Origin of the sequence: Lysobacter claricitrinus (assembly GCF_045866565.1) — a bacterium.
In the GTDB taxonomy this organism is placed as follows: domain Bacteria; phylum Pseudomonadota; class Gammaproteobacteria; order Xanthomonadales; family Xanthomonadaceae; genus Cognatilysobacter; species Cognatilysobacter claricitrinus.
Genome location: NZ_BAAFZV010000002.1, coordinates 1,013,644 through 1,036,646, shown reverse-complemented (window position 1 = coordinate 1,036,646; position 23,003 = coordinate 1,013,644). Strand labels below are relative to the sequence as shown.

21 protein-coding genes, 3 tRNA genes and 1 pseudogene are annotated in these 23,003 nt (G+C 67.6%); 14 read left to right on the top strand and 11 right to left on the bottom strand.

Annotated features, from left to right (window positions below; translation table 11 throughout):
* The first annotated feature begins 46 nt into the window (after window positions 1–46).
* The 11 genes from msbA to ACKTTN_RS09605 all read left to right on the top strand — a co-directional run bounded on the left by msbA (window position 47) and on the right by ACKTTN_RS09605 (window position 10,588).
* The gene (msbA, locus tag ACKTTN_RS09655; RefSeq protein ID WP_407910059.1) at window positions 47–1,723 is read left to right on the top strand and encodes a lipid A export permease/ATP-binding protein MsbA; all 1,677 of its coding nucleotides are present in this window, start codon (window positions 47–49) and stop codon (window positions 1,721–1,723) included.
* On the top strand, window positions 1,723–2,721 hold the full coding sequence (lpxK, locus tag ACKTTN_RS09650; RefSeq protein WP_407909629.1) for a tetraacyldisaccharide 4'-kinase: 999 nt from the start codon (window positions 1,723–1,725) through the stop codon (window positions 2,719–2,721). The genes msbA and lpxK overlap by 1 nt, the downstream gene beginning before the upstream one ends.
* The gene (gene kdsB / locus ACKTTN_RS09645) at window positions 2,718–3,485 is read left to right on the top strand and encodes a 3-deoxy-manno-octulosonate cytidylyltransferase (protein WP_407909628.1); all 768 of its coding nucleotides are present in this window, start codon (window positions 2,718–2,720) and stop codon (window positions 3,483–3,485) included. Before lpxK ends, kdsB begins: the two co-directional genes overlap by 4 nt.
* A 134-nt stretch (window positions 3,486–3,619) precedes the next feature.
* Entirely contained in the window at window positions 3,620–5,497 is a 1,878-nt protein-coding gene (uvrC, locus tag ACKTTN_RS09640; protein WP_407909627.1) for an excinuclease ABC subunit UvrC, read from the top strand.
* Between the two features lie 3 nt (window positions 5,498–5,500).
* Window positions 5,501–6,076 carry a CDP-diacylglycerol--glycerol-3-phosphate 3-phosphatidyltransferase gene (gene pgsA, locus ACKTTN_RS09635; RefSeq protein WP_407909626.1) on the top strand — a complete coding sequence of 192 codons (576 nt, stop codon included), beginning with the start codon at window positions 5,501–5,503 and terminating at the stop codon, window positions 6,074–6,076.
* Between the two features lie 67 nt (window positions 6,077–6,143).
* Window positions 6,144–6,219: transfer RNA gene (locus ACKTTN_RS09630), tRNA-Gly, on the top strand.
* Between the two features lie 100 nt (window positions 6,220–6,319).
* Window positions 6,320–6,393, top strand: a tRNA-Cys gene (locus ACKTTN_RS09625).
* A gap of 76 nt (window positions 6,394–6,469) precedes the next feature.
* Window positions 6,470–6,553, top strand: a tRNA-Leu gene (locus ACKTTN_RS09620).
* 248 nt (window positions 6,554–6,801) lie between these two features.
* A complete protein-coding gene (locus tag ACKTTN_RS09615; protein WP_407910058.1) occupies window positions 6,802–7,785 on the top strand; it encodes an aldo/keto reductase in 984 nt (327 codons plus the stop codon).
* Between the two features lie 153 nt (window positions 7,786–7,938).
* A complete protein-coding gene (locus ACKTTN_RS09610) occupies window positions 7,939–9,642 on the top strand; it encodes a methyl-accepting chemotaxis protein (protein WP_407909625.1) in 1,704 nt (567 codons plus the stop codon).
* A gap of 181 nt (window positions 9,643–9,823) precedes the next feature.
* Window positions 9,824–10,588: a helix-turn-helix domain-containing protein gene (locus ACKTTN_RS09605; RefSeq protein ID WP_407909624.1), complete on the top strand. Its 765-nt coding sequence runs from the start codon at window positions 9,824–9,826 to the stop codon at window positions 10,586–10,588.
* Here ACKTTN_RS09605 and ACKTTN_RS09600 read toward each other — a convergent pair whose 3' ends face one another.
* The 11 genes and pseudogenes from ACKTTN_RS09600 to ACKTTN_RS09550 all read right to left on the bottom strand — a co-directional run bounded on the left by ACKTTN_RS09600 (window position 10,589) and on the right by ACKTTN_RS09550 (window position 20,050).
* Window positions 10,589–11,314: a sulfite exporter TauE/SafE family protein gene (locus ACKTTN_RS09600; RefSeq protein WP_407909623.1), complete on the bottom strand. Its 726-nt coding sequence runs from the start codon at window positions 11,312–11,314 to the stop codon at window positions 10,589–10,591.
* Window position 11,315: 1 nt separating this feature from the next.
* Window positions 11,316–11,468: a cbb3-type cytochrome oxidase assembly protein CcoS gene (ccoS, locus tag ACKTTN_RS09595; RefSeq protein WP_407909622.1), complete on the bottom strand. Its 153-nt coding sequence runs from the start codon at window positions 11,466–11,468 to the stop codon at window positions 11,316–11,318.
* Window positions 11,465–13,852 (bottom strand): heavy metal translocating P-type ATPase, encoded by a 2,388-nt coding sequence (locus tag ACKTTN_RS09590; RefSeq protein WP_407909621.1) that lies wholly within the window; start codon window positions 13,850–13,852, stop codon window positions 11,465–11,467. The genes ccoS and ACKTTN_RS09590 overlap by 4 nt, the downstream gene beginning before the upstream one ends.
* 1 nt (window position 13,853) lies before the next feature.
* The gene (locus ACKTTN_RS09585) at window positions 13,854–14,351 is read right to left on the bottom strand and encodes a FixH family protein (RefSeq protein WP_407909620.1); all 498 of its coding nucleotides are present in this window, start codon (window positions 14,349–14,351) and stop codon (window positions 13,854–13,856) included.
* Window positions 14,351–15,895 carry a 4Fe-4S dicluster domain-containing protein gene (locus ACKTTN_RS09580; protein ID WP_407909619.1) on the bottom strand — a complete coding sequence of 515 codons (1,545 nt, stop codon included), beginning with the start codon at window positions 15,893–15,895 and terminating at the stop codon, window positions 14,351–14,353. The genes ACKTTN_RS09585 and ACKTTN_RS09580 overlap by 1 nt, the downstream gene beginning before the upstream one ends.
* Window positions 15,895–16,188: a hypothetical protein gene (locus ACKTTN_RS09575; RefSeq protein WP_407909618.1), complete on the bottom strand. Its 294-nt coding sequence runs from the start codon at window positions 16,186–16,188 to the stop codon at window positions 15,895–15,897. The genes ACKTTN_RS09580 and ACKTTN_RS09575 overlap by 1 nt, the downstream gene beginning before the upstream one ends.
* A gap of 9 nt (window positions 16,189–16,197) precedes the next feature.
* A complete protein-coding gene (gene ccoP, locus ACKTTN_RS09570) occupies window positions 16,198–17,124 on the bottom strand; it encodes a cytochrome-c oxidase, cbb3-type subunit III (protein ID WP_407909617.1) in 927 nt (308 codons plus the stop codon).
* Complete coding sequence (locus tag ACKTTN_RS09565) at window positions 17,121–17,261, bottom strand: cbb3-type cytochrome oxidase subunit 3 (RefSeq protein ID WP_407909616.1); 141 nt, start codon at window positions 17,259–17,261, stop codon at window positions 17,121–17,123. Before ACKTTN_RS09565 ends, ccoP begins: the two co-directional genes overlap by 4 nt.
* Before the next feature lie 2 nt (window positions 17,262–17,263).
* Window positions 17,264–17,881, bottom strand: a complete 618-nt coding sequence (ccoO, locus tag ACKTTN_RS09560; RefSeq protein ID WP_407909615.1) for a cytochrome-c oxidase, cbb3-type subunit II — start codon at window positions 17,879–17,881, stop codon at window positions 17,264–17,266.
* A 9-nt stretch (window positions 17,882–17,890) separates the two neighbouring features.
* Window positions 17,891–19,356 (bottom strand): annotated as a pseudogene (gene ccoN / locus ACKTTN_RS09555) (cytochrome-c oxidase, cbb3-type subunit I).
* Between the two features lie 163 nt (window positions 19,357–19,519).
* Window positions 19,520–20,050 (bottom strand): hypothetical protein, encoded by a 531-nt coding sequence (locus ACKTTN_RS09550; protein WP_407909614.1) that lies wholly within the window; start codon window positions 20,048–20,050, stop codon window positions 19,520–19,522.
* 193 nt (window positions 20,051–20,243) lie between these two features.
* On the opposite strand from ACKTTN_RS09550, the gene ACKTTN_RS09545 reads away from it, so the two are divergent.
* The 3 genes from ACKTTN_RS09545 to ACKTTN_RS09535 are packed head-to-tail and all read left to right on the top strand — an operon-like array spanning window position 20,244 to window position 23,002.
* Entirely contained in the window at window positions 20,244–20,939 is a 696-nt protein-coding gene (locus ACKTTN_RS09545) for an alpha/beta fold hydrolase (RefSeq protein WP_407909613.1), read from the top strand.
* Window positions 20,940–20,991: 52 nt separating this feature from the next.
* Window positions 20,992–21,327 carry a hypothetical protein gene (locus ACKTTN_RS09540; RefSeq protein WP_407909612.1) on the top strand — a complete coding sequence of 112 codons (336 nt, stop codon included), beginning with the start codon at window positions 20,992–20,994 and terminating at the stop codon, window positions 21,325–21,327.
* Window positions 21,328–21,382: 55 nt separating this feature from the next.
* Complete coding sequence (locus tag ACKTTN_RS09535; protein ID WP_407909611.1) at window positions 21,383–23,002, top strand: FMN-binding glutamate synthase family protein; 1,620 nt, start codon at window positions 21,383–21,385, stop codon at window positions 23,000–23,002.
* The last annotated feature ends 1 nt before the right edge of the window (window position 23,003 follow it).

Below are 23,003 nucleotides of genomic sequence, written 5' to 3'. Positions count from 1 at the left end.
GACCTACAAGCGCCTGCAGCAATTCGGGCGTCCGTATCGCAGCCTGATGATCGTCGGTTTCGTCGCGATGGCGCTGGAAGCCGCGGCCGGCGGGCAGTTCACCCGGCTGATGCAGCCGATCATCGACAAGAACTTCGTTTCGCCCGACGCGCGCTTCGACTGGACGCTGCCGCTGCTCATCGTGGCGCTGTTCGTCGGCCGCGGCGTCGCCGGCTACATCACCGACATGGCGATGGCGCGGGCAGGCCGCAGCATCGCGCGCGACCTGCGCGTTCGCGTGCTCTCGAAGTACCTGCGTCTACCGGGCCTGCGCTTTGACAGCGAACCCGTGCCTTCGATGCTCACGCGCCTCGGGTCCGACAGCGACCAGGTCGCGCTGGCCGCCGTCGACGCCATGAAGGTGATGCTGCAGCAGTCCTTCCAGGTCATCGCGATGCTCGCGGTGATGCTGTGGGCGAGCTGGAAGGTGACGCTGGCAGTGCTCGTGCTCGCGCCGCCGCTCGGTTGGGTGATGGACAAGGTCGGGCGTCGCTACCGACGCATCGGCCATCGCATCCAGGAGAGCGGGGCGCAGTTGCTGCAACTCGCCGACCAGTCGCTGGGCAACCACCAGGAAGTCAAGGTTTATGGCGCGCAGGGCGTCGAAACCGCGCGTTATGCCTCACAGGCCGACAGCTATCTGAAGCTGTCGTTGAAGGTCGAATCCACGCGCTCGATCTCGTCGGCGATGGTGCAGTTGATGGGCGCGATCGGCCTGGCTGCGCTGCTGATCCTCGCCGGTCATGAAGCCGCGGCCGGGCATCTCACGGCCGGCGGCTTCGTCGCGCTGATGATGTCGATGATGGCGATCATTCCGGCGATCAAGCAGCTCACCAATGTGCAGGGCATGCTCCAGCGCGGCGTCGCGTCGGCCGACCGCCTGTTCGACGTGCTCGACATGCCCGACGAAATCGATACGGGCGACGTTCCGATCGATCGCGCACGTGGCGAGCTCGAATTCCGCGATGTCATCGCCCGTTACCCGGGGCAGGACGCGCCCGCGCTATCGGACATCAGCTTCACCGCTCGGCCGGGCACTGTCACCGCGATCGTCGGCCGCTCCGGTAGCGGCAAGTCGACGCTGATCAAGCTCATTCCGCGCTTCTACGACATCGAAGCCGGCGAAATACTGCTCGATGGTCGCCCGATCCGCGACTATCGCCTCGCCGACCTGCGTCGGCAGATCGCGCTGGTCGGCCAGCAGGTGATGCTGTTCGACGGCTCGGTCGCGGCGAATGTCGCGTACGGCGAGCTTGGCGAGGCGACGCCTGATCGACTGCGCGCCGCCATCGAAGGCGCGAACGCGGCGGAATTCATCGACCGCATGCCGCAGAACGCGGACACCGCGATCGGCGTACGTGGCGGCCGGCTTTCCGGCGGCCAGCGCCAGCGCCTCGCGATCGCACGCGCGATGCTCAAGGACGCGCCGATCCTGATCCTCGACGAGGCCACCGCTGCGCTCGACACCGAATCCGAACGCCTCGTGCAGGACGCGCTCGAACGCCTGATGCCGGATCGCACGACGCTCGTCATCGCGCATCGCCTGTCCACGATCGAACACGCCGACCAGGTGCTGGTGCTCGACCAGGGGCGAATCGTCGAGCGCGGAACGCATGCCGAACTGCTTGCGCACGGCGGGCTGTACGCGCACCTGCACCGGATGCAGTTCCGCGAGGCCGTCTGATGGCCTCGACGCCGCGTCACTGGTACGGCGGGGCGCGCGTTCCGATCGCTGCGCGTTGCATCGAGCCGCTGTATGCCCTCGTGACGCGCGTGCGCGCGTCGTTGTACGCGCGCGGCACGCTGCGATGGCGACACCCCGGCGTGCCGGTCGTCGTCGTCGGCAACATCACTGCCGGCGGCACCGGCAAGACGCCGTTGACCGTCGCACTGGTTGAACGCCTGCGCGATGCAGGATGGACGCCGGGCGTGGCGACACGTGGCTACGGGCGCGAAGGAGCAGCGCCGCTCTGGGCCGAAACCACGACGCCGGCGCACGTCGCAGGTGACGAACCGCTGCTCATCGCACGACGCACGGGCGCAAAGGTGCGTGTCGATCGTGATCGCGCGAGCGCCGCTGCGGCGCTGGCCGAAGCCGGTTGCGACATCGTGGTCTGCGACGACGGCCTGCAGCACTACCGCCTCGCACGGGACATCGAAATCGAAGTGATCGACGGATCGCGACGCTACGGCAATGGCCGGATGATGCCGGCCGGGCCGCTCCGCGAGCCTGCGGCACGTGCGCAGCGATGCGACTTCCGCGTCGTCAATCTCGGTGACGCCGGGCAGGTCGACGCCGGTTTCGGCGAATGGGCAATGCGCCTCGCGGTGCAGGATGCGGTGCCACTGCATGCACGTCGCGCGCGCCCACTGGCAACGTTCGCCGGCCAGCGGGTGCACGCGGTTGCAGGCATCGGCGATCCGGCCCGCTTCTTCAACATGCTCAAGGGCCGCGGCATCGCGGTCGTCCCCCACGCGTTCCCGGACCACCACGCGTATCGCGCCCCCGATCTTGCATTCACCAGCCCGCTGCCCGTGCTGATGACCGAAAAGGATGCGGTGAAATGCGCGTCGTTCGCGCCCGAGGACAGCTACGCCGTGCCGATCGCCGCCGAGCTGCCGGAAGCGTTCTGGACCGCCTTTCTCGATCGCGTCGACCGCCTTCGCCGGAACCCCGCATGACCGACTTCGTCGTCGCCATTCCCGCCCGCTACGCCGCGTCACGACTGCCGGGAAAACCATTGCGCCTGCTCGGCGGCGAGCCGCTGGTGCTACACGTCGCACGTCGCGCGCTGGAAGCCGGCGCGCGTGGCGTCTGGGTGGCGACGGATGACGACCGCATCGCGCAGGCGCTTGCATCGACCGGCGTATCCGTTGCCATGACGTCGGCCGATCATGCGTCCGGCACCGATCGCCTTGCCGAATGCGCTCGCATCGCCGGCTGGAGCGACGACACGATCGTCGTGAACCTGCAGGGCGACGAGCCGTTCGCGCCCGTTGCGGGGATCCGCGCGGTCGCCGGACTGCTCGAAACGTCGGCCGCGCCGATGGCGACGCTCGCGGCGGTGATCGACGATGTCGAGCAGCTGCTCGATCCGAACGCAGTGAAGGTGGTCGCCGACGCCACCGGCCACGCGCTGTATTTCAGCCGCGCGCCGATCCCGTGGCCGCGCGATGCATTCGCCCGCTCGCGCGATGCGCTCCCGGCGGTCGGCCAGTGGCTGCGTCATATCGGCATCTACGCTTATCGAGCGGGTTTCCTGCAGACGTTCGCCGGAATGGCGCCGGGTCGCCTGGAGGCGATCGAATCGCTCGAGCAGCTGCGCGTCATGGAGGCCGGGCATCGCATCGCGGTCGCGGTGACGCCGGAGCCGTTCCCGCCCGGCGTCGACACGCCCGACGACCTCGAGCGCGCGGAACGGCATCTCGCGACACGCCCTGGCTGAATGCGACAGCCCGGCGCCCGCACGCGCGTTCGCGCCTGTTGCGATTGCGTGCCGGATAATCGGCCCCATCTCGCGCTGATGCCGATTTCCCGCATGACCCGACGCCGCACGCGCGGGGCGGAGCCCGCCGGACGATGAAACCGGCCGCACCCGCCTTCGACGCCAAGGACTTCGTCCGCCATCTGAGCACCGCGCCCGGCGTGTACCGGATGATCGCGGCGGACGACGCCGTGCTCTACGTCGGCAAGGCGAGCGCGCTGAAGAACCGCGTCTCGAGCTACTTCAACAACACGCCGAAGTCGCCGCGCATCGCGTCGATGGTGTCGCAGATAGCCCGCATCGAAGTCACGGCCACGCGCACCGAGGCCGAGGCGCTGATCCTCGAAAACGAGCTCATCAAGTCGCTGAAGCCGCGCTACAACGTGCTGCTGCGCGACGACAAGAGCTATCCGTACGTGTTGCTCACCGGCGACGCATCACCGCGCATCGCGGTGCACCGCGGGCCGCGCGCCGTGCACGGCCGTTACTTCGGGCCGTACGCGAGCGTGGGTGCGGTGCGCGAAACGCTCAACCTCATCCACAAGCTGTTCAAGCTGCGCAGCTGCGAAGACACGGTGTTCCGCAACCGTTCGCGGCCGTGCCTGCAGTTCCAGATCGGCCGCTGCAGCGCCCCGTGCGTGCAGCTCATTTCGAACGAGGACTACGCGCAGAGCGTGCGGCGCGCGTCGATGATGCTCGAAGGCCGTAGCGATGAGCTCACCAACGAGCTGACGCGCGGCATGGAGCAGGCGAGCGCGAATCTCGACTTCGAGGAAGCGGCGCGCCTGCGTGACCTGTTGTCGTCGATCCGCACGCTGCAGGCGCGCCAGTATGTCGACGGCCGTGCCGCCGATCTCGACGTGCTTGCCATCTCGATGCAGGGCGCGAACGCCTGCGTCGTGCTGATGGCGTTCCGCGACGGCCGCAACCTCGGAACGCGCGCGTTTTTTCCGAAAACCAACGGCACCGACCAGTGCGACGAAGTGCTGGGTGCGTTCGTATCGCAGCACTACATCGACAAGACGCCGCCGCGCGAGATCGTGATCGATCGCGACATTCCAGACCGCGAACTGCTCGAGCAGGCGCTGTCGATGGCCGGCGATCGCAAGGTGCAGATCCGCTGCAGCGTTCGCGGCGAGCGCGCGGGTTACCTCGATATCGCGCGTCGCAACGCGCAGATGGCGCTTGCGTCGGAAATGACCAGCGCGGCTGCACAGCGTACGCGCGTCGAGTCGCTGCGCGACCTGGTCGGCATGGACGACGTGCCGAACCGCATCGAATGCTTCGACATCTCGCACACGATGGGCGAGGCCACGGTCGCGTCGTGCGTCGTGTTCGATGCCGAGGGCGCCGTTCGTTCGCAGTATCGGCGCTACAACATCACTGGAGTGACGCCGGGCGACGACTACGCCGCGATGCACCAGGCGATCTATCGTCGGTTCCGGCGTTCGGTCGAAGCGCGCGACATGGACATCCAGACCACTGCGCAGGCCGCCGCGGCCGTGCTGCCGGATGTGCTGTTGATCGACGGCGGCGCGGGGCAGGTGGCGCAGGCGAGGGCGGTGCTCGACGAACTCGGCGTCACCGGCGTGCGCATCGTGGGCGTCGCGAAAGGGCCGGAGCGCCGGCCCGGCGACGAGGATCTGTTGCTCCCGGACGGCCGAGCCGTTCATCCGGGCGCGCAGTCACCGGCGTTGCAGCTTGTCCAGCAGGTACGTGACGAAGCGCACCGTTTCGCCATCACCGGCCATCGCGGCAAGCGGCAGAAGGCACGCACGACCAGCCGTCTGGAGGATATTCCGGGCATCGGTCCGCGCCGCCGCGCCGCGCTTCTCAAGCATTTCGGCGGTCTGGGCGGATTGAAGGCCGCGGGCGTCGAGGAAATCGCGCGGGTCGAGGGTGTGAATGAAGCCCTCGCTCAGCGTATCTATGACACCCTCCACGGGTTGGCGCCGTCGGACGGCGCGGAGTAGGGCATGCGCATTACCGTTCCGACCATCCTCACCCTGCTGCGGATCGTGCTGATCCCGGTGCTCGTGGTGGTCTTCTACCTGCCGTACCCGTGGACGAACTTCGCCGCGGCGGCGGTGTTCGCGATCGCGTCGATCACCGACTGGCTCGATGGCTGGATCGCGCGCGCCTACAACCAGTATTCGGCATTCGGCGCGTTCCTCGACCCGGTCGCGGACAAGCTGATGGTGGCGGTCGCACTTCTCCTGATCGTGCAGGTGCATCCCACCAAATGGATGGCGCTGTGGGCCGCGGTGATCATCGGTCGCGAGATCGCGGTGTCCGCATTGCGCGAATGGATGGCCGAGCTCGGCCAGCGCAAGAAGGTCAAAGTCGCGGCGATCGGCAAGATCAAGACGATCGTGCAGATGGTGGCGCTCGAGTGCCTGCTGTACCAGGCGAAATTCCTCGGCCTGCCGATCTTCTCGATCGGCGAATGGCTGCTCGCCGCGGCGGCGATCCTGACGCTGTGGTCGGGCTGGGCGTATCTGCGTGCGGCGTGGCCGGTGATGATGAAGAATGCACATACCGGCGCAGCTTGACCGCGTTCATGTGTGAATTCGGGTGTTGACACCGGCGGCTGCACCCGTAAAATGCGCAGCCTGTTCCGCGGGAATAGCTCAGTTGGTAGAGCACGACCTTGCCAAGGTCGGGGTCGAGGGTTCGAGTCCCTTTTCCCGCTCCAGTTTCATCGGGGCCAATGCATCGGAACCGTCCGACCAGACCCCGCTCGCGGGGTCTTGTCTTTTCAGGAGCACGCTTCCACGGTGCGCCTGACGCCTCCCGGCCGGGTGGCAGAGTGGTTATGCAGCGGACTGCAAATCCGCGTACGCCGGTTCAATTCCGACCTCGGCCTCCAGATCGAAAACCCCGCAGCGATGCGGGGTTTTCTTTTTTCCGGCGACGCGAGTGCCGCGGTCGTAAGCTATGCCTCTGCCCGGATGGCGAAACCGGTAGACGCAGGGGACTTAAAATCCCCCGACCATGTCGTGTGGGTTCGAGTCCCACTCCGGGCACCACTTCTCGCGACTGCGCGACTGCATGAACACGCTGCCGGCGTTTACGTACGCGCGAGCTCGGCAACCTGAGGGCAGTCGAGCGGATCGGCAACACGTCGCGGATCCACTCAGTCGGGATAGCGCAGTGCATCCACCGACGAATGCGACGCGCAGGGTCATGCCGGGTCGATCACTTTGTCGGCACCTATCTCGGCGCAAAGATCGATGTCCCGATCGCATGGAGTGGTGTCGCGATGCAGGCAGTCACGTTGAAAACTCGCAAGCTTGGCCAAGGCGGCCTGGAAGTGTCGGAAATCGGCTTGGGTTGCATGGGCCTGAGCCACGCCTATGGGCCTGCGACAGAGAAGTCGGCGGCGATCGGGTTGATCCGCGCGGCGGTCGATCGCGGCGTCACGTTGTTCGATACCGCGGAGGTCTACGGCCCGTTCACCAATGAAGCGCTGGTGGGCGAAGCGCTGGCGCCCGTGCGCGGTCGCGTCGTCATCGCCACCAAGTTCGGTTTCGACACGACCAACAGGAGCGAGCAGCTCGACAGCCGGCCCGAGAACATCCGCGCGGTGGCCGATGCATCGTTGAAACGCCTGCGTACCGATGTCATCGACCTGTTCTACCAGCACCGCGTGGACCCGAACGTGCCGATCGAAGACGTCGCCGGCACGGTTCGCGACCTCATCGCCGAAGGCAAGGTGCGGCACTTCGGGTTATCGGAGGCCGGTGTCGACACGATCCGGCGCGCGCACGCCGTACAGCCTGTGGCCGCGGTGCAGAGCGAATACTCGTTGTGGTGGCGCGAACCGGAGCAGAGCGTGCTGCCTGTGCTGGAGGAGCTCGGCATCGGCTTCGTGCCGTTCAGTCCGCTCGGTCGTGGCTTTCTCACTGGCGCCATCGATGCGACCACGACGTTCGACAGCGGTGACTTCCGCAACCGCGTGCCGCGTTTCGCCGCGGAAGCGCGACAGGCGAACCAGGCGCTCGTCGATCGACTCGGTGAAATCGCCGCGCAGAAGAGTGCAACGCGCGCGCAGATCGCGATCGCGTGGCTGCTCGCGCAGAAGCCGTGGATCGTTCCGATTCCCGGTACGACCAAGCTGCATCGCCTCGACGAAAATCTCGGCGCATCCAATGTTCGTCTCGATGCGTCGGACATCGAAATGATCGCCGATGCGTTGTCGCACATCGAAGTGCATGGCGCGCGCTACCCGGAGGACCTGCAGCGGCGCGTCGGTCGCTGACTGCCGCCGCGGCATTCATCTACCCGACCAAGTGTCGCTTCAAGTCCAAACGTGATTTGCCGTTCACAGCGGAAGGGCGATCGAGCGGCGACGGTGGTGGACATGAAATGGTTCAGGTCGAAGAACCGGGCGGGGCAACCGGCTGATTCGTGCGTGGACGACGCGGCCGCGATGCTCGCGGCGATCCATCGCGTGCAGGCCGTCATCGAGTTCGAGCTGGACGGCACGGTGATCACGGCGAACGAGAACTTCCTCGGCGCGCTCGGTTATCGGCTCGACGAGATCCAGGGTCGCCACCATCGCGGTTTCATGCCCGCTGGCTCCGCCGATACGGCGGAGTACGAGGCCTTCTGGGCCGACCTCCGACGCGGTGAGTTCAAGGCCGGTCAGTTCAAGCGCGTGCGCAAGGACGGCCGCGAGATCTGGATCGAAGCGTCGTACAACCCCGTGCTGGACGCGCAGGGAACGCCGCGCCGCATCGTGAAGTTCGCCACAGACATCACCGCGCGCATGCTGCGGGCCGCGGAATCGGCGGGACAGGTCGCGGCGATTTCGCGCGCGCAGGCGGTGATCGAATTCGATCTCGACGGCCGCGTCCTCAACGCGAACGAAAATTTCCTTGCCACCCTCGGTTACGACCTCGATGAGATCGTCGGCCGCCACCACCGCATGTTTGTGACCCCGACCGAGCGCGACAGTCGCGACTACGCAGACTTCTGGCACAGCCTGCGAAGCGGCGAGTACCGCGCGGGACGCTTCGAGCGCATTGGGAAGGGCGGCCGCGTGGTGTGGATCCAGGCGAGCTACAACCCGATCCTCGACGCCGAAGGACGGCCGATCAAGGTGGTGAAGTTCGCCAGCGACGTCACCGCCGAAGTACTCGACGCGGCGGCGGTGGACGCCGCGGTGCAGCGCGCGCGCGGCGTGATCATGGCCGCGCGCAACGGCCAGTTGACGGCCCGTGTCGACACCGGTTCGGCGAATGGTGCGGTCGGCGAGTTGTGCAACGGCATCAACGCGATTCTCGACGCGATGCAGACGTTGGTCGTCCGGGTTACCGACGCCGCGCGCACGGTGCATGCATCGGCGCGCGAGATGACCGCGGGCAACGACGACCTGTCGCGACGCACGGAGCAGCAGGCGGCGTCGCTCGAGGAAACCGCCGCGTCGACCGAAGAGCTGTCGAGCGCCGTGGTGCAGAGCGCCGATCGCGCGCGCGACGCCGATGCATTCGCGCGCGACGTCGCGCGCGCCGCGCAGGACGGCGAAGCCGGCATGGAGCGCGTCGTCGACACCATGCGCAGAATCGACGAGTCGTCGCGAAAGATCGGCGAGATCATCGGCGTGATGGACGGCATCGCATTCCAGACCAACATCCTCGCGCTCAACGCGGCGGTCGAAGCGGCGCGTGCAGGCGAACAGGGGCGCGGCTTCGCGGTGGTTGCATCGGAAGTCCGCTCGCTTGCGCAGAGGTCGGCGATTTCCGCGAAGGAAGTGCGCGCGCTGATCGCGGAGTCGGCGGACCGGGTGAACGACGGCCACGCGGTCGCGGAATCGGTCGGGTCGTCAATCGCTGGCGTCGCGCGCAGCGCCCGCCAGTTGCGCGACCTGATGGCGGACATCGCAGCGGGCGCAGTGGAGCAGCGCCAGGGCCTGCACCAGGTCAACGAGGCGGTGACGTCGATGGACGAGGGCACGCAGCAGAACGCGGCGCTGGTCGAGGAAGCGGCGGCGACCGCACGCAACCTGGAACAGCAGGCGCAAATGCTGCTGGAAACGGTCGCCGGCTACACCACGTCCGACGCGGGCGAGGGTGAGAGGGACGCAAGGCAGAAGGTGGTTGCGCGCGCCGCCTGACCACCGGATTTTGCGCAGGAGTTAACGGCGTGCTGCCGGGCGCGTGGGCACCGAACGCCGCGGCAAGCGGCAGACCGACGCGTATCCGGCACGCCTTCACGGTTTCCCGAAGGGGCAACGCCGGCAGCGCCGCCAGCCGTTAAGCTGGGACATCCAATCCCCGCCGCGGATTCATCGCGACATGGCCGAGCGCGCCATCGATCTCGTCACCCTTCGTCGCGGCTGCGCGCAATGCTCGCTGCAGCAGCTCTGCCTGCCTGCGGGCATCGGGCGTGAGGACCTGCAGCAGCTCGAGGAGATCGTGCGTCGCAAGCGTCCGGTCGAAGCGGGCGAGCGGCTGTTCCGGCAGGGTGATCGCATGGGCGCGGTCTACGTCGCCCGCGATGGCGCATTCAAGACGGTCGTGGTGAGCGAGGAGGGCGAGGAGCGCGTCATCGGCTTCCATCTGCCGGGCGAGTTGATCGGTCTCGATGCGCTGGGCTCCGGAACGCATCGCTGCGAAGCCGTCGCGCTGACGCTCGCCAATGTCTGCGAGGTTCCGTTCGACGAACTCGGCGACGTGGCGTCGCATGTGCCCGCGCTGCAACGCCAGTTGATGCGCATCATCGGGCAGAGCGTGGGTCGCGACCAGGACCATCTCGAAATCCTCGCGCGACGCCAGGCGAACGAACGCATCGCGTTGTTCCTGCACGGCCTGATCGAACGCCTGCGCACGATCGGCGAAGCAACCGATCGCCTGCGCCTGCCGATGAGTCGCGAGGACATCGCGCGGTTCCTCGGACTGGCGCTGGAAACGGTCAGCCGCGGGTTCACGCGCCTGCAGGACGACAACGTGATCGCCGTGCACGGCCGCAAGGTGGAGATCCTCGACGCCGCCGAACTCGAACGGCTCGCGCACGGTGGCGAGGGCGGCGCGATCGACCCTCGGGCGCGCCAGCGCGCCTGATCAGGCGGACGAGACGCAACCCAGCGCTGCGAGCGGGCCATGCAGGTTAGGCATCGACATCACCAGCCACGGCGCGGCGATCGTCAATGCACCGGCCGTTGCGACGACGAGGCCCGCGACTTCACGTGCGCGTCCGCGAAGCAGGCGTTGCCCGAGCCGCTGGCCTGACCATGTGAGCGGCAGCATCACCGGCAACGTGCCCAGGCCGAACGCGGCCATCGTGGTCGCGCCGCCGAGCGCGCTCGCCTGCAGCCATGCGGCGGCCAGGAGTGTGGTGCTGAGTCCGCATGGCAGCCAGCCCCACAACGCGCCGAGCGCAAGTCGACGCGTCGACGTCGACGCGGGCAGCAGGCGTCGTTGCAGTGGCTTCAGCAATCGCCACATGCCATTGCCGAGCGTGGAATAGGGCGACGTTGAAGCCGTGCCGCGCCACAGGCGCAGGCCGACGACGAGCAGCACGAGGCCGGTCGCCACGCGCAACGCGATGCGCAATTCCGGCAACGCCGCGACGCTGACTATCGCGTGTCCCAGCCCGCCGGCAATCGCACCCGCCATCGCATAGCCGATCACGCGGCCGACGTTGGGCTCGACGACGTAACGCCAACCGCCGCGCGGCGCCATCGCGGGGAAACCGGTCGCGATGCCGCCGCACATCACCGCGCAGTGGCCGCTGCCGACGAGTCCCGTCAGCAATGCGGATGCCAGCGTGAGCCAGGCGAGCTCCATGTCAGTCGGGTTTGGGCGGATCGTCGCGGAGGATGTCGATGGCGGGTGTGTCGAGGTCGTCGAACTGGCCGCGCGTCACCGCCCACCAGAACGCGGCCACTGCGACGCCGAGCAGCATGAGGCTCAGCGGAATGAGCAGCAGAAGGATCGTCACGCAGGCCTCCGGGCGAGTCGCAATGCGTTGAGCGTTACTGCGAGTGACGACAGGCTCATGCCGAGTGCCGCCAGCCACGGCGCGACGTGGCCCGTCACCGCCGCTGGCAATGCGAGCACGTTGTAGGCGAGCGCCCAGCCGAGGTTCTGTCGCACCACCGTGCGCGTGCGGCGCGCGAGGTTCACCGCCTGCGCCAGGCGCGACAACGAATTGCCCGTGAGCACGAAGTCCGCCGCGCGCTGCGCGAGCGCAGCGCCGCTGCCGATCGCGATCGACACATCGGCGCCGGCGAGTACGGGCGCGTCGTTGAGGCCGTCGCCGACCATCGCGACGATGCGGCCCTTGCGCTGCAGCTCGCGCGCGTACGCGAGCTTGTCTTCCGGTGTCTGCCGGGCGTGCGCGGAGTCGATCGACAGCCGCGTGGCGATGGCTTCGACGCGTTCGCGCGCGTCGCCGCTTGCGAGGTGAACGCGCAGGCCCTGCCCGCGAAGTGCACGCACGGCCGCAGCCGCGTCGTCGCGAAGCGCTTCATCGATCTCGAAGCGCGCTGCCGCGGTCGCGCCGTCGCCCAGCCATAGCGCGCCGTCGTCCGGGCGACCTGCAGCGAAGTCGGCACGACCGATGCGCCAGTGGCGACCGTCGACGACGCCTTCCAGCCCACCCGCAGCGACCACGCGCACCTGCGCAGCGGCGGGCGCATCGATATCGGCGAAAGCCGCGGCGAGAGGATGTGTGGATCCCCGTTCGAGCGCAGCGGCGATGCGCAGTGCGCTCGCGTCGTCGAGGCCGAACGTCTCGACGCGCATGCGCTGAGGGGCGCCGACGGTGAGTGTCCCCGTCTTGTCGAAGACGATGTCGTTCGCTCGTGCCAGGCGATGGAGCGCGTCCGGGCGCGTCGCCAACATGCCGATGCGTGCGAGGCCGCCATGCGCGGCGGCGAGCGCGGCGGGTATCGAAAGTGACAACGCGCACGGGCAGGAAATCGCCAGCACGGCGAGGGTGACGTCGAGCGCGCGCGACGCGTCGTGCACCCGCCACGCAACGAACGTGGCGGCGGCAACGATCAGCATCGCGACCACGAACACGCCGGCGATGCGGTCGGCGACCCGCGCGAGCTGCGGACGATGCGCCTGCGCCTGTTCGACCAGTCGCGTTAGCTCGGACAGGCGCGTGTCGGTACCCGTGCGGCTCACACGCATGCGAGCCGCGCGGTCGCGGCACAGCGTGCCGGCGTAGATCATGTCGCCGCTGCGGTGTGCGACGGGGTGTGGCTCGCCGGTGAGCAAGGCTTCCTCGAAACGCGCGCCGTCGTCGAGCAACACGCCGTCCGCCGGTGCCGGCTCGCCGGCAGCGACGCACGCGACGTCACCCACGCAAAGCGCGGCGGCGGCAATCGTTTCGCGCTCTCCATCGCCGACTTCGCGCGTCGCGAGCACCGGGCGTGCGCGGGCGAGCGCGTCGACCTGCGCGTTCGCTGCGGCACGCGCGCGCTCCTCGAGCGTGCGCGCGACCAGCAGCAGGAACACGAACATCACCGCGGCGTCGTACCAGACATGCGGGCCGCCGCGTACGGTTTCGAGCACGCTGGCGGCATAGGCCAGAAGCGTCGACGTGGCCACCAGCACATCCATGCCGAGGCGGCGATGCCACAGCTCGCGCCACGCGCCTTCGAGGAACGGCCAGCCGGCGTAGAACACGACGGGCGTCGAAACGAGGAACGTGATCCAGCGCAGGAAGTCGCGCGTCGCGATCGCCATGCTGCCGGAGGTGTCGAGATACAGCGCCTCGCCGAACATCATCGCCTGCATGGCGCCGAGGCTGGCGAGGCCGATGCGCAGCAGCGAACGGTTGCGGGCACGGCGGCGCGTGTCCTCGTCGACGGTTCCACCGGCGAGGTAAGGCCGATAGCCGAGCAATGCGAGTCGCTGCAATGGCGCCGACAGGACGGTGACGGCCGGATCCCATGTCAGGCGGATGCGGCCGGTGATGGCGTTGGCGCCGACATCGCGCACGCCGACTTCATTGGACAGTGCGCGGTCGATGAGCCACGCGCACGCCGCGCAGCGCATGCCGTCGGTGACCACGGTGATTTCGCGCAGGCCGCCGACGTCGCTTACGTGGCCTGCGACCACGTCGTCGCGATCCCACACGGCGAAATCCGGCGGCTCCGTTCCGACGCGCGAGGCGTGTTCAGTGCGCAGGCGGTAGTAGTCGTCGAGGTGCGCGTCGCGGATCCATTGCGCTGCCGCCGCGCAGCCGTCGCAGCAGAACGCGCGTGTCGCGTCGTCGAGACGACGGTATGCCGGCGCGTCGGGCAGTGGTTCCCCGCAGTGCCAGCATCCGGCAGCGGCGCTCGATTCGGCCGGAGCGACGCGCATGTCCATGTCAGTCGCCGCCCGCGAGTGCCGGCGCGAGCAGCACGGCTTTCTGGCCCTTGGGCAGGCGGCCGCCGATGCGCCACCGGCCGTCCAGTGGTTCGAGCCGTACGTTCCATTCGCTCGATGCATCCACCGCGTGCATGACGTGCCAACCGTCCGCTGACGGTTGCAGTGTCAGCGTCGCGTCGCCGGCCGAATGCGCGGGGTGCAGAAGCCGCAGCGTCATCGGCTTGCGGCGGTCGAAGTCGCCGTTGACCGGGATCACCTCGACCGCACCCCCGCCGAAGCGAACGACCGCGCTCAACTTGTGCCTGGTGGCGTACGCATCCGGCCCGAGGTCGGCCGTTTGCATCTGCGCGGTGCGGTCGACCTTGTCGGCGATGGCGTCGTCGGAATCGACATTCGCGATGACAACCAGACCGATACCGAAAATCATCGACACCACGGGCAAGCCGATCACCAGCCACATCACAGGGTTGCGCAAGAGAGATTCGTGGTCGTCCATCACATGGGCCCGAAGAAGCTGCTGTCGACCGTTTGCCGGCTCGTGCCGTCGGCCGATTCGACGACGAAACGCAGCGTGCGGCGGCCAGTCGCGGTCGGTGGTGCATGCACGATCACTTCGATGGGCACGACGGCCTGCGCCGGTACCTCGACGGCGTTCGCTACGCCACGCAGTTGCAGACCGGTCGGTGCACCGTCCAGGCTGATGCGATAGCGCTGCGGGCGGTCGGTCTTGTTGGCGAGCTTGAGCGTGTAGCCGTTGTCGATGCCGTCGACGACCGGACGGTAGAGCGCGTTGCGATCGCGGATCGCCTCGACGGTCAGTGTCGCGCGATGCGTGACGCCCCACGTCCAGCCGACCGTGAGTGCGAGAAGGAGGGCACCGTAGACGAGGATGCGCGGACGAATGACGCGCGTGGCGCGCCCGTCGAGTGCGTTCTGTGTGGTGTAGCGGATAAGCCCGTCGGGGTAACCCATCCTGGCCATGACGTCATTGCAGGCATCGACGCAGGCGCCGCAGGCGATGCATTCGTATTGCAGGCCGTTGCGGATGTCGATGCCGGTCGGGCAGACCTGCACGCAGATCGTGCAGTCGATGCAGTCGCCGAGCTCCTCGGGTGCAAACTTCGGCAGAGGCTCGGCGACCACGCCGGCGCCCGCAAAGGTGATCGTGCCGCTCGCGCCGGTCGCGGCTGCGGCGGCCGTGGGGTGCTGCGCCGCGCGGAACACGTAGTCGTAGGCGAGCGCCTTGTCGAGCAGGCCACGCGCGCGCTCGAACACGCTCGGCAGGCCGCGCTTGCGCGGGCCGCGCGGCTCCCCCCGCATCGGGTCATAGGCGATGAGCAGTGTGTTGCGGTCGAACATCGCGCTCTGGAAGCGCGCATACGGGCACATGTACTTGCACACCTGTTCGCGCAGGAAGCCGGCGTTGCCCCAGGTTGCGATGGCGTAGAACAGCACCCAGAACGTTTCCCAGCCGCCCCACGCGAACGGGTGCAGACGCGCGGCGAGGTCGGTGATCGGCGTGAAGAAGCCGACGAAGGTAAAGCCGGTCCACAGCGCGAACACCGCCCACAGCACGTGCTTCGCGCCCTTGCGCAGCATCTTCTCGCGCGTCCACGGGCCGGCATCGAGCTTGATGCGCTTGGCGCGGTCGCCCTCGGTCCACTTCTCCATCCACAGGAACGTTTCGGTCCACACCGTCTGCGGGCAGGCATAGCCGCACCAGAGGCGGCCACCGAGCGCGGTGAAGAAGAACATCGCAAGTGCGGCGACGATCAGCAGCAGCGCCAGGAAGAGGAAGTCCTGCGGCCAGAATGTCAGTCCGAACACGTAGAACTTGCGGGCGGGCAGGTCGAACAGCACTGCCTGCCGGCCATCCCAGCGCAGCCACGGAAACACGTAGAACATGCCGAGCAGCCAGACGACGGCCACGACGCGCAGCCGCGCGAGCGGGCCCGACACCGAACGCGGATAGACCTTGCGTTCGCTGACGTAGAGGCCGCCCGGTTCGTCGATCACTTCAAGCGGAATGGCGCGCGTCATCACACGTCATCGGGCAGCGGACGGTTGAACCGGCTCGCAGGCCTCAGCAGGATCCAGGTGAACAGGCTCGACGCCGAGGTCGCCAGCCAGAACGTGAAGAAGCCGAGCGTGTAGCCGACTTCGCGCGTGATCGGCAGTTGCGGGAACGTGATGTCACGCAGCACCAGTGGATCGACGTGCGCGAAGAACACCATCGTCGCCACGCCTGCGGCGAAGAAGCTCGGCCAGAGAATGGCGCCGACGCGCTGCGCCATCGGACGCGGTGGATGGTCGAACGCGGGCGAGGTGCTCATCGCGCGTTCCTACTTCGCCGCTACGCGCGTGGGCGGATGCGACAGCGACCACACGTAAGCGGCCACGAGCCGGGCGCGCGTGTCGCCGAGCAGTTCGCGATGCGCCGGCATCACGCCGTGTCGGCCGTTGGTGATCGTGGCGACGATCTGCGCGCGGTCGCCACCGTACAACCAGTAGTCGTCGGTGAGGTCGGGGGCACCCATGTCCTTGTTGCCCTTGCCATCCGGTCCGTGGCACGCGACGCAGACACCGTCGTACAGCGACTTGCCCTGCGCGGCCATGAAGTTGTTCTGCAGGCCGTTCGGGTCGGATAGGGACTGCACGTAGCTCGCGACGTAATCGACCGCGTTCGGCCCGCCCATGCCGGTCAGCACCTTGCCCCACGGCGGCATCACGCCATCGCGGCCGTCCAGCACGGTCTGCAACACGCGATCGGGCGTCCCGCCCCAGTGCCAGATGTCGTCGGTGAGGTTGGGATAGCCGATCGCACCGCGCGCCGACGAGCCGTGGCAGCCCGAGCATGTGTTCGCGAAGATCGAGTGGCCGATCGACACCGCATGCGGATCGTTTGCGATCGCGTCGATGGGCTTGCCGGCGAAGTTGGCGAAGGCTTCGTTGAGCTTGGCGTCCTCGGCGGACTTCTGCAGCGCGTGTTCGCCCTTCGACGTCCAGCCGCTGTAGCCCTTGAGCGCGCCGAATCCGCCGAACCACACCATGTAGCCGATCGAGAAGATGATCGTGATGTAGAAGAGGTTGATCCACCACTTGGGCAGCGGCTTGTTGTACTCGGTGAGGTCGTCGTCCCACACATGGCTGGTGTCGGTCGGCTTCGGGTCGCCGGGGCGACGGCGCGACGTCCACCACAGCAGCCACGCGCAGCCCACGATATTCAGCACGACCAGTGCGATGACGTACCACGACCAGCCCTCACTCATCGCTGCGTCTCCTCGAAATCGGTAAGCGGGAGCCGCGCCGCGGCGTCGAACTCGGGCTTGCGCGCGGGCCGCCAGGCCCAGATCCAGCCGCCGATGAAGAGCACCAGCAGGATGGCGGTGACGATGCCTGCGACCATGCTCAGCCTCCCCTCGGTGCGTTCTTGCCCAGGCCCTGCAGATAGGCGACGACCGCGTCCATCTCGCTCTTGCCCGAAACCGCCTGCGATGCACCTGCGATGTCGGCATCGGTGTACGGATCGCCGATCGCGCGCAGCGCCTTCATGTGCGCCGTGATGTCGGCGCCGTCGACCGTGTTGGTTGCAAGCCACGGGAACGCGGGCATGTTCGACTCGGGCACGACGTCGCGCGGATTCTCGAGGTGCACGCGGTGCCAGTCGTCCGAATAGCGGCCGCCGACGCGTGCGAGATCCGGCCCCGTGCGCTTGGAGCCCCACTGGAACGGGTGGTCGTACACCGACTCGCCGGCGAGCGAGTAGTGGCCGTAGCGCTCGGTCTCGAAGCGCAGCGTGCGCACCATCTGCGAGTGGCAGTTGTAGCAACCCTCGCGGATGTAGACGTCGCGGCCTGCGAGCTGCAGTGCGGGATACGGTTTCACGCCGGGCAATGGCTTGATCGCTTCGGCCTGGTGCATCAGCGGGACGATTTCGGCGAGGCCGCCGAACGACACCGCCACTGCGATCAGCATCGCCATCAGTCCGATGTTCTTCTCGATCTTCTCGTGTGCGTTGTTAGTCATTGCGGCTCCTCAGGCGCGGGCCGGCTGCAATGCCGGCACTGCGACGGTCGCGCGGCCGACCGCGAGCGTCTTCAGCACGTTCCAGGCCATCAGGAACATGCCGCCGAGCACGATCACGCCGCCGCCGAGGCGGATCAGGTAGTAGGGATACGTCGCGTTGAGCGCTTCGACGAAGCTGTAGGTCAGCGTTCCGTCGGGATTGGTCGCGCGCCACATCAGGCCCTGCGTCACGCCGGCGATCCACATCGCGACGATGTAGAGCACCACGCCGATGGTGTGCAGCCAGAAGTGCGTGTCGATCGCCTTCGTCGAATACATGCGCTCGGCGCCGACAAGTTTCGGCAGCATCGAGTAGATCGAGCCGACGCGACGCTGATCATCGCCACCCAGCCGAGCGCGCCGGCGTGCACGTGGCCGATCGTCCAGTCGGTGTAGTGCGAGAGCGAGTTGACCGTCTTGATCGACATCATCGGCCCCTCGAACGTGCTCATCATGTAGAAGCTGAGCGAGACGATCAGGAACTTGAGGATCGGGTCGGTGCGCAACTTATGCCACACGCCCGACAGCGTCATGATGCCGTTGATGGCGCCGCCCCACGACGGCGCGAGCAGGATCAGCGAGAACACCATGCCGAGCGACTGCGCCCAGTCGGGCAACGCGGTGTACTGCAGGTGGTGCGGGCCGGCCCACATGTACACGGCGATCAACGCCCAGAAGTGCACGATCGACAATCGGTACGAATAGATCGGCCGCTGCGCCTGCTTCGGAACGAAGTAGTACATCATTCCGAGGAAGCCGGCGGTCAGGAAGAAACCCACCGCGTTGTGGCCGTACCACCACTGCACCATCGCGTCGACGGTGCCGCTGTACACGCTGTAGGACTTGAACGCGCCCGCCGGAATCGCGATGTTGTTGACGATGTGCAGCAGCGCGACCGCGATGATGAAACTGCCGTAGAACCAGTTGGCGACGTAGATGTGCGGCGTCTTGCGCTTCATGATGGTGCCGAAGAACAGCACCCCGTACGACACCCAGACGATGGCGATCAACAGGTCGATCGGCCATTCGAGTTCGGCGTATTCCTTACCCTGTGTCAGGCCCATCGGCAGCGTGATCGCGGCCGACACGATCACCGCCTGCCAGCCCCAGAACACGAATGCGGCAAGCCTGTCAGAGATCAGTCGCACGCCGCAGGTGCGTTGCACCACGTGCAGGCTCGTGGCCATCAGCGCGGAGCCCCCGAACGCGAAGATCACCGCGTTGGTGTGCAGCGGTCGCAGGCGTCCGTAGCTGAGCCACGGAATGCCGTGGCCGATGTCGGGCCAGTAGAGCTGCGCGGCGATGAAGGCGCCCACGGCCATGCCGACGATGCCCCACAGCACCGTGGCGAGCGAGAACTGGACGACGACGTGGTCGTTGTAGCCGGTCGCCGACGTGGGCGGCCGAGCCGCGGGCGGGGCAGTGGGGTCAGCCATGGGCGGGCGTTCCGTGAAGGAGTTCGCGAGTCATGGCGGAATTGTCGGTATCGCCCACGATGCGGACTTGATCGGGATCAAGTCCTGCCGGTGACGTGGCGCAGGCGCGATTCGGACCCGGCGCGGATGAGCCCGCCGGAGGGTCGACCCGGGATGGGCGGGGCTAGAACGTCTGCACGACCTCTCCGCCAGCGGCACGCAGCACTTCGACCGCCGCGTCGCGCTCGGCCGGTGAGCGGCCATGGATGACGACCGCGGCGCGTCCGTCGCGGCAGGCTTCGAGAACGGACATCACGTAGGCGTCGTGGTCGGGTCGCAGCGTCGCCAGGCCACCGAGCATCAGCCCGCCCATGGTGCACAGGAACACGATCGCGCCCGCGGCCGCTATCGGCGCGTTGACCACGAAGCCGACGCCGTTGCGATACAGCAGCCAGTACAGCAGCAGACCGGCGACGAAACCGCCTGCCGCCAACGCCGCGTGCGCACGAAGCATCACCTGGAAAATGCCGCGCGATTCGGGCTCCAGCGCGCGCCCGGGATGTCGCGTCGATGCGTCGACCGTGCGCACGTTCGGCGCCGGCATGCCGGTCGCGTTGCGCACGCTGTCCGCAGCGGCACGGGCGGCGTCGACGGTCGCGAAAATCGCGGCGGCTTTGTTCGGGGTGGTTTCGCCAACAGCGGCGGACGCGGCCATCGGGCTGCCTCGTGGCGGGAGCCCGAGGGTAGTGCGGGCGCGGTCGAGGCGACGCGACGGGGGCGCCTCGACCGTCCGTCATGACGCGGCGCGTCATTCCCTTTCGTACAGCAGGCGTGCGGTGCGCATATCCATAACTTGCACTTCGGAGTGCGATGCGCGGCGCCGTGCCGCCAACTCCCAGGGAGTCGACATGCACCGGGCTGGCAGGATCCTCGCGATCGCGTTCCTCATTCTCTTCGCCAACGGCGCGCAGGCCGTGTGCCGCGACGCCGTCGTACTGGTGCACGGCAACACCGGCTCGCCATCGGACTTCAACGCCACGTACAACGAGCTGATCGCGCGCGGCTACGCGTCGTCGCAGATCTTCCGCCCCAGCTGGGGCAGCAAGACCTGCGCGGCCTGCAACGATCACCAGGGCAGCGAGGAAACCCCGGTGGTCGATGCGCTGGTGAACGCGGCGGCCGCATCGTGCACCGGCAGGATCGACGTAATCGGCCACTCGATGGGCGCCACGCTCGCCGCGCGCGAGATCTATCGCAACGGGCTAGCGTCGCGGGTCGATGCGTTCGTCGGTATCGCCGGCGCGTTCCGCGGGTTGTGGTCGTGCGGCACGTACCCGTTCAACGTCGCCACGTCGACGTGCGGCTACTACGGGCTGTCGGTGTCCAGTCCGCTGCTCAACGGGCTGTACGGCCAGCGCTTCGGCACGCGCATGTATTCGATCAAGTCCTACGCCGACGAGGTGGTCTGCTACGGCGGCGTGTGCACGGTGAACGGCGTGCATTCGTCGTCGATCTGGAACGAGAACGCCAGCTACACGTACACCTACGGCCATTTCGGCCTGCTCTGGTACACGGCGACGCGGCAGGTCGACCTGATCCAGTAGCGACGGCACGGTAACGACACGGCATCGACCCGTGCACGGGCAGGCTGCCGCCATGGTGCAGCCTGCTTCGCCCGTGCCGGTGACGCCGGACGGTCGCTACATCGTCGTTCGCGGCCGCCTGTGGCGGCGCGCCGATCCTTCGCTGTCCGACGACGAACGCGATTGCCACACGCGCGCGCTGATGCGTGCGCGGCGCGACGTGCGGCGCGCGCTGGAGTCGGGCGACGGCGTCGGCGAGAAGCGCGCACGCCAGCGTGTCCATGCGGCCAAGATCGCGCTGGGCGAGCGCGGCGAGGTCTGGTGGGACGACGGCAGCCCGGACCTCAACCGCCGGCTCGCGCGCAATACGCCCTACGCCGCCTGGTACGCGTCCATCGCCACGGAATGACCGAACACGGCGGCGTCCGCGCCGACGGGTATCCTCGGCGCGACAAGGAGGCCGCATGCGCTACTCGCTCTATATCGCCGTCGTGGCGGCGACGCTGATCGCCCTGGGCTGGTTCGTGGTGGTGCACGAAGGCGCGATCATCGTCGCGCTCCTGTTGCCGTTCGCGGTGCTCGGCACCGTCGACCTGCTGCAGACGCGCAGCGCGCTTCGCCACAACTATCCGCTGCTCGCGCATTTCCGCTACGGGCTGGAAGCGATCGGCCCGGAGATGCGGCAGTACTTCATCGAGGCCGACACCGCCGAGGTGCCGTTCTCGCGGCAGGAGCGCGCGCTTGCATACCAGCGGTCGAAATCGGTGCTCGATACGCGCCCCTTCGGTACGTTGCAGGACATCTACGGCACCCAGTACGAATGGATCAACCATTCGCTGGCGCCGTCGGAATACATGACGCACGACTTCCGCGTCATGGTCGGCGAGCATCGCGCGAAGCCGTATTCGGCCAGCGTGTTCAACATCTCCGCCATGAGCTTCGGGTCGCTGTCGGCGAATGCGATCCGCGCGCTCAACAAGGGCGCCAAGCTCGGCAACTTCTATCACGACACCGGCGAGGGCTCGATCTCGCCCTACCACCGCGAGTTCGGCGGCGACCTGGTGTGGGAAGTCGCGTCCGGCTATTTCGGCTGCCGCAACGATGACGGCAGTTTCAGCGAGGAGAAGTTCGCCGCGGCGGCGTCCGACCCGCAGGTCAAGCTGATCGAGGTCAAGCTCTCGCAGGGCGCGAAGCCCGGCCACGGCGGCGTGCTGCCCGGTGCGAAGGTGACCCCGGAGATCGCGGCGACGCGGGGCGTTCCGGTCGGTGTCGACTGCGTGTCGCCCGCACGCCATTCCACGTTCGATACGCCAAAGGGACTGCTCGAATTCGTGGACAGGCTGCGCAACCTGTCGGGCGGCAAGCCGACGGGTTTCAAGCTTGCGATCGGCCATCCATGGGAATGGTTCGGCATCGCGAAGGCCATGCACGAAACCGGCGTGCTGCCCGACTTCATCGTGGTGGACGGCGCGGAAGGCGGCACCGGCGCGGCACCCGCCGAATTCATCGACCACGTCGGCGTGCCGATGCACGAGGCGTTGATGCTGGTGCACAACACCCTGGTCGGCCTCGGCCTGCGCGACCGCATCCGCATCGGGGCAGCCGGGCGCGTGATCAGCGGTTTCGACATCGCCAAGACCATGGCGATGGGCGCGGACTGGTGCAATGCCGCGCGCGGCTACATGTTCGCTATCGGCTGCATCCAGTCGCAGAGCTGCCACACCGACCGTTGCCCGACGGGCGTCGCCACGCAGGATCCGAAACGCTGGAAAGGCCTGGACGTGCCGGACAAATCCACGCGCGTCGCAAATTTCCACGACAACACGCTCAAGGCGCTGCGCGACCTCATCTGCGCGTCGGGGCTGAAGCATCCCGGCGAACTCGGCCCTGAGCACATCCTGCGGCGCATTTCGCCAACGGAAGTCCGTTCGCTCGCCGCGATCTACAACTTCCTCGAACCGGGCGCGCTGCTGCAGGGCATACCTGAGCACGCGGTGTTCCAGCAGTACTGGGAAGACGCGCGCAGCGATTCGTTCGCGCCACCGCCGCGCGTGGCCGCGCTGCGGATCAGCAAGCTGCTCTGAC

Excerpts from the sequence above, each read along its gene's own strand:
- ACKTTN_RS09605 (WP_407909624.1), top strand. The coding sequence starts at position 9,824 with ATGGCCGAGCGCGCCATCGATCTCGTCACCCTTCGTCGCGGCTGCGCG.
- ccoO (WP_407909615.1), bottom strand. The coding sequence starts at position 17,881 with ATGACTAACAACGCACACGAGAAGATCGAGAAGAACATCGGACTGATG.
- msbA (WP_407910059.1), top strand. The coding sequence starts at position 47 with ATGATCGTCGGTTTCGTCGCGATGGCGCTGGAAGCCGCGGCCGGCGGG.
- uvrC (WP_407909627.1), top strand. The coding sequence starts at position 3,620 with ATGAAACCGGCCGCACCCGCCTTCGACGCCAAGGACTTCGTCCGCCAT.
- ACKTTN_RS09575 (WP_407909618.1), bottom strand. The coding sequence starts at position 16,188 with ATGAGCACCTCGCCCGCGTTCGACCATCCACCGCGTCCGATGGCGCAG.
- ACKTTN_RS09545 (WP_407909613.1), top strand. The coding sequence starts at position 20,244 with ATGCACCGGGCTGGCAGGATCCTCGCGATCGCGTTCCTCATTCTCTTC.
- pgsA (WP_407909626.1), top strand. The coding sequence starts at position 5,501 with ATGCGCATTACCGTTCCGACCATCCTCACCCTGCTGCGGATCGTGCTG.
- kdsB (WP_407909628.1), top strand. The coding sequence starts at position 2,718 with ATGACCGACTTCGTCGTCGCCATTCCCGCCCGCTACGCCGCGTCACGA.
- ACKTTN_RS09535 (WP_407909611.1), top strand. The coding sequence starts at position 21,383 with ATGCGCTACTCGCTCTATATCGCCGTCGTGGCGGCGACGCTGATCGCC.
- ACKTTN_RS09550 (WP_407909614.1), bottom strand. The coding sequence starts at position 20,050 with ATGGCCGCGTCCGCCGCTGTTGGCGAAACCACCCCGAACAAAGCCGCC.
- ACKTTN_RS09580 (WP_407909619.1), bottom strand. The coding sequence starts at position 15,895 with ATGACGCGCGCCATTCCGCTTGAAGTGATCGACGAACCGGGCGGCCTC.
- ACKTTN_RS09540 (WP_407909612.1), top strand. The coding sequence starts at position 20,992 with ATGGTGCAGCCTGCTTCGCCCGTGCCGGTGACGCCGGACGGTCGCTAC.
- ACKTTN_RS09590 (WP_407909621.1), bottom strand. The coding sequence starts at position 13,852 with ATGGACATGCGCGTCGCTCCGGCCGAATCGAGCGCCGCTGCCGGATGC.
- ACKTTN_RS09600 (WP_407909623.1), bottom strand. The coding sequence starts at position 11,314 with ATGGAGCTCGCCTGGCTCACGCTGGCATCCGCATTGCTGACGGGACTC.
- ccoP (WP_407909617.1), bottom strand. The coding sequence starts at position 17,124 with ATGAGTGAGGGCTGGTCGTGGTACGTCATCGCACTGGTCGTGCTGAAT.
- lpxK (WP_407909629.1), top strand. The coding sequence starts at position 1,723 with ATGGCCTCGACGCCGCGTCACTGGTACGGCGGGGCGCGCGTTCCGATC.
- ACKTTN_RS09585 (WP_407909620.1), bottom strand. The coding sequence starts at position 14,351 with ATGGACGACCACGAATCTCTCTTGCGCAACCCTGTGATGTGGCTGGTG.
- ACKTTN_RS09565 (WP_407909616.1), bottom strand. The coding sequence starts at position 17,261 with ATGGTCGCAGGCATCGTCACCGCCATCCTGCTGGTGCTCTTCATCGGC.